This window comes from Actinotalea ferrariae, assembly GCF_019733465.1.
Lineage (GTDB): Bacteria > Actinomycetota > Actinomycetes > Actinomycetales > Cellulomonadaceae > Actinotalea > Actinotalea ferrariae_A.
The window spans coordinates 1-3,284 of record NZ_JACVQL010000126.1 but is presented as its reverse complement, the minus strand read 5'-3'; the positions used below and the strand labels follow the sequence as shown (position 1 = coordinate 3,284).

Annotated in this window: 3 protein-coding genes and 1 riboswitch; of the genes, 2 read left to right on the top strand and 1 reads right to left on the bottom strand. The window is 74.8% G+C overall.

All coding sequences use genetic code 11. From position 1 onward, the window contains the following. Positions 1–103: 103 nt before the first annotated feature. The gene (locus tag ICW40_RS10935) at positions 104–1,591 is read left to right on the top strand and encodes a lipopolysaccharide biosynthesis protein (RefSeq protein ID WP_221653859.1); all 1,488 of its coding nucleotides are present in this window, start codon (positions 104–106) and stop codon (positions 1,589–1,591) included. A 30-nt stretch (positions 1,592–1,621) separates the two neighbouring features. Here the strand turns inward: ICW40_RS10935 and ICW40_RS10930 are convergent, their stop codons facing one another. After that, a complete protein-coding gene (locus ICW40_RS10930; RefSeq protein ID WP_221653858.1) occupies positions 1,622–2,779 on the bottom strand; it encodes a glycosyltransferase in 1,158 nt (385 codons plus the stop codon). A 225-nt stretch (positions 2,780–3,004) separates the two neighbouring features. Further along, positions 3,005–3,079, top strand: a riboswitch (cyclic di-GMP riboswitch). A 4-nt stretch (positions 3,080–3,083) separates the two neighbouring features. On the opposite strand from ICW40_RS10930, the gene ICW40_RS10925 reads away from it, so the two are divergent. Then, the coding region (locus tag ICW40_RS10925) for a hypothetical protein (RefSeq protein ID WP_221653857.1) at positions 3,084–3,284 on the top strand (201 nt) is incomplete at its 3' end.

Below are 3,284 nucleotides of genomic sequence, written 5' to 3'. Positions count from 1 at the left end.
GCGCTGCGCTCGTCGACGCCGGCGCGGCCGCGCGCCGGCACTCGCCCGTGGCGTACCGCGAGCGGATGGCGCGGGTCCTGGCGGAGGTCGCGGGCGGCCCACGATGAGCGACAACGGCGTCGTGGCGGACGGGCGGGCGGACGGACGCCCGAGCCCCGGCGGGACGACGGTCGCCGCCGTGCGCTGGAACACCGTGGCGGTGGCGGGGCGGCAGGCGTTCCTGTTCGTCTCGAGCATCGTCCTCGCGCGCGTCCTGGGCCCGGAGTCCTACGGCGTGATCAGCGCGGCGACGATCTACGTGACCTTCACGACCCTGCTGCTGGACCAGGGGCTGGCCTCGGCCCTCATCCAGCGCCCGGCGCTGAGCCGGTGGGCGGCCGGCGCGGTGGCGAGCGCGAACATCGCCTCGGGACTGCTGCTCGCGGGCCTCACGTTCCTCGTCGCCCCCTGGGTCGCCGAGTTCTTCCGGCTGCCCGAGCTCGTCCCGATCCTGCGCTGGCTCGGGCTCGGGCTGGTGGTGAAGTCCCTCGCGATCGCGCCGCGTGCGATGCAGGCGCGCTCGCTGACCTTCCGGCCGATCGCCGTCGCGGACGTCCTGGGGGCGGCCGTCGGAGGTGTCGCCGGCGTGGTCGCGGCCCTGCTCGGCGCCGGGCCCTCGGCGGTCGTGTTCCAGGTCGTCGCGCTCGACCTCGTGGTCGCGTTCGTCCTCGTGCGCGCCGGCCGCGGTCCGGTGCCGAACCTGCGCGTCCGGGAGCTGCGCCAGCTCCTCCCGTTCGGGCTGCGGGTCATGCTCACCAACGGCATCGCCTACTTCTCCCGGAACATCGACAACATCCTCGTGGCACGCGTGCTCGGCGTCGTCGCCCTGTCGTACTACGGCATGGCGTACCGGGTGCTCGTGATCCCGGTGCAGATGATCGGGCAGACCGTCTCGCGCGTGACGTTCCCGGTCTTCTCGCGCCTGGCCGACCGTCCGGAGCTGCTGGCGCGGCACCTCCTCGACGCCGTGCGCCTGCTCGCGTGGGTGACCGTGCCGCTCATGGGCCTCGCCGCGGCCGCGTCGTACGAGCTCGTCGCCGTCGTCCTCGGCGACGACTGGATGCCCGCGGCGCCGCTGCTCGCCGTGCTCGCGGTCGCCGGGGCGCGCGAGACGGTCTTCTACGTGACGGCGCCCCTGATGAAGGCCACCGGCCAGGTCAAGCTGCTCGTGCGCTACGAGGTGCTCGCGACCGCGGCGCAGGTCACGGGCATCGTCGTCGGTCTGCGCTGGGGCGTGCTGGGCGTCGCGGTGGGGTATGCGGCGGCGGGCTTCGTGCTCACCCCGGTGATCCTGGCCATCCATCGGCGGCTCGGCGGGATCACGGGACGCCAGCAGGTGCGCGCCCTGCTGCCGCCGGTGCACGCCGCCGCGTGGGGCGCGGCCGCGTACCTCCTCGTCGCCCGTGCGGTCGACGGTCGGGTCGCCGTGCTCGCCCTGGGAACCCTGGCCTACGTGTGCCTGACCGCCGGCGTGCTCGCCGTCGTCCACCGCGCGGACTCGCGACTCGCGCTCGAGCGCCTGCTGCGGATCGTCCGGCGCACGAGCGCCTGAGGTCCACGCCCGGCGGCGCGCCGCCGGGTGTCAACGCCGGCGTGCCGCCGCCGTCGCCGTGACCTCGTCGTAGATGTCCTCGAGACGGCGCGTCTGCTCGCGCACGTCGAAGTGGTCGAGCACGCGCCGCCGGCCGGCCTCGCCCAGTGCGCGAGCCCGGGCGGGGTCGTCGACCAGCGTCGCGAGGTGGGCGGCCAGGGCCTCCACGTCCCCCTCGGGTGCGAGGAGGCCGGTGACGCCGTCGGCGACCGACTCCGTCACTCCGCCGTGCCGGTAGGCGACGACGGGGACCCCCTGCAGCGCAGCCTCGAGGAAGACCATGCCGAAGGCCTCCGAGTCGCCGTCGGGCGCGGTCCGCGACGGCGCGCAGAAGATCGCCGAAGCCCGTAGCGCCGCGGCGACCTCGTCGGGCGTGCAGAAGCCGGGGAGCTCGACGTCGAGCCGCGCCTGCGCCGCGGTCCGCCGCAGCTGCGGCATGAGGGGGCCGTCCCCGATGATCCGCAGCGGCACGTCACGGCCCGTGCGGCGCAGGACGACCATCGCGGCCACGAGGTCCTCGACGCCCTTCTTCGGGACCAGGCGCCCGACGAAGGTCACCCCCCGGCCGGCGTCGACGCGCTGCGTCGGTGCGTGGTCGACCGGGATGCCGATGTGGTGCAGGCGGATCTTCGCGGGGGGTGCGCCGAGCTCGACGAGCCGCTCGACCACGAACTCGGAGACCGCGACGAGGGCGTCGGCGTACTCGAACACGGCGCGCAGCCGGCGGCGGTAGGTGCGGCCGGCACGGTCCTGCCGGCGGGGCAGCGACGTGACGTCGAACCCGTGGAACGTGACGACGAGGGGGAGGCCGAGGCGGCGGGCGACGGGCAGGACCCCCGTCCCGCCGGTCCCGAAGTGCGCGTGCACGAGGCGGGCTCCCGACTCGCGCAGGACGGCGTCGTAGACGCCGCGGTGCCCCGCGAGCGCGCTGACCCGCTGGCCGACCCGGGACGGCAGCCCGTCGCCGAAGGGCGCGAGGTCCGGGACGACCGGGAGCCCCTCGACGCGGCGCAGCCCGATCGTCAGCGGGCGCCACCGGGACAGCGAGCCCACCTGGTTGGCGATGAACGTCTGCGACGCCGGCAGCCAGGTCGCCTTCCACACGGCGACGACGGGGGAGGGCGGGACGACGGGGGAGGGCGGGACCACGGTGACCTCTCGTCCATGCGCTGCGCGACGATGATCGTGCAGGCTACCAATGCCGCGTCGCCGGGTGGCCGCGGAACGGACGGCGCACTCGCGCCGAGAATGGACAAGTGCTGAACAACGTCACCCGACGGGAATGTCCGGATCATCCGGTCGCAACCCGGCCGTCGCCGTGACCTGGGACACAGGTCCTGGACCGGGTGAATTTCGGGTCGTACTGTTACGGCGTCCACGAAAAGGCAAACCTGTCGCGAGGCAGGGGCGCAAAGCCATGGGACCCACGCGGTCAGCCAGGCTACCGAAAACGATGGAGCACCCAGTGCAGGAGTTCTTCTCCTCCCGCTCGGCACCGCCGGGCGCACCACCCCCCTCCCCACCCCCGTCCGCACGGCGTCGCCGGCCGCACCGCAAGGTGTCCGCCCTCGCGCTCGCCGTCGCCGGCGCGCTCGTCGCGACCCCCGCGGCCGTCGCCGAGTACCGCTCGGCGGACGCGCCCGCCGCCGTCGCC

Bases quoted from the DNA above. Each gene is read 5' to 3' on its own strand.
- ICW40_RS10935 (WP_221653859.1), top strand. From the start codon at position 104: ATGAGCGACAACGGCGTCGTGGCGGACGGGCGGGCGGACGGACGCCCG.